Origin of the sequence: Pseudomonas sp. PS01301 (assembly GCF_029960215.1) — a bacterium.
Taxonomy (GTDB): domain Bacteria; phylum Pseudomonadota; class Gammaproteobacteria; order Pseudomonadales; family Pseudomonadaceae; genus Aquipseudomonas; species Aquipseudomonas coleopterorum.
In genome coordinates, this window is sequence record NZ_JASCPM010000083.1 from 1 (window position 1) to 6,100 (window position 6,100).

Genomic DNA, 6,100 nt, shown 5'->3' on the forward strand with positions numbered 1-6,100 from the left:
TGGAAGAACAGCTCCCAGAAGTAGAGGCCGTTGGCGCCCTTGAAGTCCATGAACGGCTGATTGCCGGACTCGGCCAATGCCGGCTCGGGTAGGTGCTGGGTTTCCCAGGACAGCAGGTTTTCCAGGGAGATGTTGGCACGCTCGATCAGGTTGCGGGCGAACAGGGTGTTCATGCGTATCGGCTGGCGATCAGCATTGTTCTGGTCATTACTGGCGATGGTGGAGCCGGTGAAGTCGATGTACTCGGCAGTGCCCAGGGTCGCGTTGGTGTAGTACGAGATTTTCGGGGCGATCAAGTGGGCGTCGTCGCCGACGGATTCAAGCTCGATCTCTGTAGCTTTGATGGCATGGCCTATGCTGGTGCTGCTGGAGCCCCTGATCTCTCTGATGTGCACACCGTGGATGATCGTGAATTTCTTCTCGGAGCCTGGCCAGGCAACGTCCCAATCCGGGTACAGGGTTTCAGGGTCGATGTTGATGGTTATCGACTGCGAATGCTGGGTGGGCAGCAGAGAGGCGTAAGCCGGACCTACCTTTAGATCGACTTTACTCTGACTGTTGACAGGCGTGGGATCAAGCATTAAGTCTGGGCGTGCGAGAAACTGTTGAAACTGTAGTTCGCCGCCTTCGAATACAGGGTCACTGAGAGCGGGATCACCGTACCAGTGAGAAATATCCACCCTCACGGCTTTACCCGTCTCTGCCATGAGTTGGCGCATCACCACCATGTTTACAACCATACCCTCCAGGTTTGTTCGCCCTAGAACAGGAGTAATCCTCAAGTCCTGGTATATAAGGTCGTTCCAAAGGAAGGGATAGTGACGGCCAGAAGGGAGGGTGGCGATTAAATGTCCTATAAGAGGGAGCATGAGCCTGCCTGAAGTCGCTTGAATATATGAGTTGGGACCCAGCACTCCCCACTCCGATTCATCGTCTTCTGGCAAATTCAACTCAATGACGTAACTTTGCAAGCCGGTACTGACCAGTTTGGCGCTACGCTTTCTTGTGAACCCCGTATTGATTCGGGTCGTGACTTTGATTTGCCGCTTCGCCTCGTCCCACTGAATGTCGTTGCCGTTGGTGGTGTTCATGATACGCCGCTGCCAGCCGGCATAGTCCCAGCCTGTCACGCCATCGGTTCCAGCATGGGGGGACGTAGTCTTGCTAGGAAGCTTGAGTCGGATCGATGCCGCCGTTACGGGAAACTGGAAGCGCCCGGCATTGGTAGTCGCCGCAGCGAACAAGATACCGATGCGCATCACCAACCGAGTATGGGGCCCTTTGTCTTCAGCACCTGAGCCATCCACCAGACCGCGATTCGGAAACAGATTCACGCTGTTGAAGTTCTTGTCGATCTTCATGGTTTTCAGCAAGCGGTATTTGTCCGAACTGCCATCGACACTACCGGTACCTTTGACATAACCGGCATACATCGCCAGGAACAACGCTTCGGGGTTGGTTGAGGTATCGACGACCGCAATCGAGTGAACATCCAGAAGGCCAGCCGCCGTGGTGATCGCCGCTCGGTCTGCCTCGGTTTCCATGTAGCACTGCGGTGCGCTCCAGCTGTCGTCGTACTTCTTGTACGTCAGGTTCAAGCGCAGCTTCGATGTCGCTTTGGGTTTGGGCAGGTTGCGGTGTTTGTACGTCCCGTCGCCCTCCGGCTCAACGGCTTCCAGATCACCGCTGCCTGCCGGGTCGACGCTGTCGATCATCTCGACCCAGGTCACGAACAGCCGGTTGTTGAAATACACCGGACGGATGGTTTTCTCGATCGCGGCCTCCGAGATCGGCAGGTTGGCCCGTTTCCAGTCCGACCAGGCGCCGGGCTGCGGGTTGTCCTGCTTGGGGCCCGCGGTGCCGGACAGGTAGCTGCGCTCGGACATGTTCACCGAGCGCCAGTAGTAGGCACCCTCGGCGCGGGACTTGCCGATGAAGTAGTAGTTGGACTCCTTGAAGTCGGTGCCGGCAATGTAGCCATTGATGATGGTCAGGTTGGCCACTTCCTCGAAGCTGGCCAAGTAGGCCTGCACCGCTTCCTGGGTGGTGTCGATGCTGATGCGGTTCTGGTTGATGTCGTTTTCCAGCTGTTGGAAATACGCCGATTTTTTCATGCGCAACGACGGGTCGATGTAAAGCGACGGGTACCAGGCCAGTTGCTGGTTGGCGGCCCACAGCGGGTATTGGTTGCGCTGGTCGCGCCACTCGGTTAGTAGCGCCTCGCTGAAGCGCACGTCATCGTAGCCTGGCTCCATGCCCAGCAGGGCGCCGTTGATGTACTGCTGCAGGCTGGCGATGGCGCTGGCCACCGGGCTGGTTTCCACCGCCTGGGTGACCTGGGTATCGAGCAGCAGGTACTCGTACAGGTCGTTTTCGGTGCGCAGTTTATCGGTGAGCCCGAGTTCCTGCAGGGTGGTGTCGTTGGGCACCAATTCGCCCAGGTAATAGGCGACGAGGGCGTCGCGAAAGCTTTCGTTGAGGGTTGCTGCAATGGTCATGGAATGGATTCCTGTGTGGTGGTTCAAGGGTTTTTTGGGTGCCAGTGAGAGCCTCTTCGCGGGCAGAGAGCTCGCCGCCCGCCCCCGCTCCCACAAGGATTTTGTGAACACTTTGAATCCTTGTGGGAGCGGGGCTCTGCCCGCGAAGGCGGCGCTGCGGTCACCCCGGAGGCGTTAGCGAACAGCCGCCATCGCCGCCTGGCCTACCGCCTGCCAGTCAGCCTCTGGGCTGTCGGCCGTCAGCGAGCAGGCTTGCAGCAGGGTCGCCGCGTTCAGGCCGGTTTCGAGCGACACGGCCTGCGCCCGGCGCAGCCAGTCGATGTGCGCAACGGTCTTGGCGGTCTTCTGCGGCAGCAGCTCGGTCAGCAGCGCCACTTCGGTTTCGCGCCAGCCCAGCAGGGCCGCGAGCGCGGCATTGCAGGTTTGCGCCTGCACCGCCAGTTGGCGCTTGCCTGGGCGCTTGGAAACCAGCGCGTTGGCCTGTTCCAGGTAGCCCAGCAGGCGTTCTTCGGGTTGCCCCAGGGTGTCGAACAAGCCGTCGTAGGCTTTGAACGCTCGCAGGTTGTCCAGGCTCAGCGGCCAGAGCTTGGCAGTGTCCAGCCAGGCCGGATTGACCAACAAGGTACGCAGCGCCTTGGCGCCGATGCCGACCCAGCTCAGGGCCTTGGCGCAGGCGCTGACCTGATGCAGCTGGGCCAGCACCGCGGCAATGCCGGCTTCGCTGGCCTCACCGGTGGCAGGCCAGGCCTGCAGCACGCCGACCAGCAACTGCTGGGGCGAAACCTCGGCACAGCGACCGACCAGCACGGCCAGTTCCGGCAGCAGGGTGGTGTGTTCCTGCAACAGGGCTTCGACCAGGCGCTGTTGCTGGGTGAGGGCATCGAGCAGAAATTCGCTCAGCGCGGTAATGGCGGCAGCTTTGTCAGTGTCCGTCAGGCCCTGATCTGTGACCAATGCAGTCACTTTGGCCACCAGTTGCTCCGCGTCGCTGTCTTCCACGGTGAGCGCCGGGGCATTGACCAGACCATGCGTGTCGATCACAGGCGCAGCACCTTTGCCCAGCTCGGCGAACCAGTCGATGGCTGTGCCTGGGGTTTTGACAGGCAGCTTGAGGGCAGCAACAGCGGCGGCCGTCACGACCTGGGCCCGCGTGTCGCCGGCCAGTTGTTCCAGGCGTTCAAGCAGGCTGGGTGCGGCTACCGGAACCGGGCCGGCGTCCACCATGTCGCGCAACTTGGACACGGTCAGCTTGTTATCCTTGAGCCAACGCACCGCCCAATCCAGCTCCATCAGCACGTCGAGGATGTCCTTGCCGTCAGACTCGAGCGCCTTCAAACGACCGCTGGCGACCAGGGTGCGGTAGGCACTGCCACCCAGCAGCTCGGTCAGTTCGCAGCAATCGTTGACCGACAGGCCGAACATCTGCGCGATGCGCGCCTGACGGTACAGCGAGGAAAGCACAGCGAAGGAGCGTCGCAGCGGCGTCACATGGGTCAAGGTTGCCTTGGCGATACGCTCGAACTCGATGCCGGGCTGAACGTTAAGGCTGGCGCACAATTGCGCGATGGTTTTTTGATGCGCTGGATCTGCGGAGTCCAGACTAAAGGCTCCGTTGTCGATGATCAGCGGGGTGTCGAACAACACGGGGGTGTTGAACACCGCATCCAGTTGCGGGACCTTGCCGCTGCTGGCGTAAGGCGACACGTGGTACATGAACGCCGCAAAGGTTTCGGCATCGACGCGATACTGCTCGTTGAAATGGCGGTAGGCGCCCAGGGCGCGCAGGGTGTTGGCGTTGATCTCCAGGTTGGCGTTGGCATCGCCTTCGCAACGCATGGCGGCGGTGATCAGCGTATCCAGTTGAGCGAAAGGCAGACCGGTGACCTTCTGCAGACGAATCATGCGCTGCAGGCGGTCGAAGCGTTCCAGGCTGGTGTTGGTCAAGGACCACTTGCCGCTGGCCGGCTCCTGCACCAGCGCCATGGCGTTGTTGTAGTTTCCATAGCCACGAGTGCCGGGGTCGCTGCCGCCCACGCCGTTGACGTAGCAGGCGCCGTAGTGATTGGGCTGGGGGAAAGGTTTGGAGTACTTTGTCCCGTTTGCCGCCCGGTTGGCGTTGATGAAGTGAGCAGACTTGATCGGAGCGTGGGCCTTTACGGCCAACAAAGCTTCGGCCTGTTCGCTGTCAAGCGAAGTGGCGCGCAGGAATCCATCCAGCGCCGTCATGGGGTTCATGGCAGCGGAGCGTAGCTCGATGCCATAGTGGTCGCGGAAGAACGCTTGCTCTTCAGGGGCAAGCGCGTAGTCGTCCTCAGGTACGAATGTAAACTTCCATTGCGCCAGCCGCAGGGGGCCAGGTTGCCAGTCCTCAAGAGCGGACCAGGATTGGGCAGTGATGGTGACATCGCAGCGGCAGCCGTTCGCTTCAGTCAATAAGGCTTCGTCATCGGTGTATTGGATTTGTAGCGATTTCCCAAAGCCAATATTGGTCTCCACGGTTTGGTTCATAGACCGCTTTCTTATAGCGGGCAAATCTCGCATGTACAGCTTCAGCAGTAGTGGTTTAGTGGCGCCTTGAGCGTCTGAAAATGCCAGCGACGCGGACGTTTCGGCATCATCAGAAGCCCATATAGTGGTGAGTGCTGCAGGCTCAACCGATGTCACACTTGCCTGCGTCGGCAGCAGATAGGCCGTCATGTGCTTGCGTAGCGCTCCGAAGCTTTCCCCGGAAGGTGCGAAAAACGATGCGTTACCCAACAAACTGCGCAAGCCAATATAAAAATGGCTGAACAACGAAGGTGCCAAGACGATCTTCTGCAAGCTGGGGCTCAGACCGCTGAGCGCAGTCAGCGCGGCGCCTGCGTCGGTGGTTACATGGCCAAAAGGCTGGCCCTTTCCTGGGCCGGTCACGCTGACCCGATAGCTCAAGGCTCCCAGCGCAGGCTTCTCCCCACCCAACGCGAGACTCACCTGCTGATGCGCGAAGTGATACGGAAACACGAACGGGTGTTTCTTCTCGGCCAGCAGTTGATGCACCGGCCGCACATCGTCTTTTTCCTGCTGGTACTTGTTGATGCCCTGGGTCAGCACGTCATTGACCAGGTCCAACATGGGCCGGCTCTGGTAGGTGCTTTGCTCGTCGATCAGCATCTGGTCCAGGTCCGGGCGGCGCACCGCCAGCGGGATGCGCAGTGGCGAGGTGGAGGCGCCTTCGATCTTTTCGGCGGCAAAGCGGCGCAGCGAGCCCAGGTAGGCCACTGATCCGTCCATGGCTTCGATGGCGCCGACCTTGCAGAACTGGTCCCAGTTTTCCTTGAACAGGTTGGGGTAGCTGGGGCCGACGTTGACCAAGGCGCGCACGCCGGTTTGCGGAGCGATCAGCGGCAGGCTGCGGCCGGACGAGACCTGCTCTTCACGGAAGGAGCGCGCGATCTGGTTGGCGTAGCACATGGCATTGTCGTAGGCCAGGTCGCCGTCGGCGTCGCTGAGGTTGCGCAGTCGGCTGGTGAATTCGAGCTTGGGCTGGCGGATGATGTCGAACACCGAGCTCATGCCCATCTGCGGCATGGCGTCGGCGAAGCTGAGGCGCCCGGCGATGCGGG

At 60.4% G+C, this 6,100-nt stretch carries 2 protein-coding genes; both read right to left on the reverse strand.

Annotated elements, in window-relative coordinates; all coding sequences use genetic code 11:
* Positions 1 to 2,498: neuraminidase-like domain-containing protein (locus tag QMX89_RS22255; protein WP_282349917.1), on the reverse strand; the 2,498-nt coding region annotated here is incomplete at its 3' end.
* 174 nt (positions 2,499 to 2,672) lie between these two features.
* On the reverse strand, positions 2,673 to 6,100 hold a 3,428-nt coding region (locus QMX89_RS22260), incomplete at its 5' end, for a Tc toxin subunit A (RefSeq protein ID WP_282349918.1).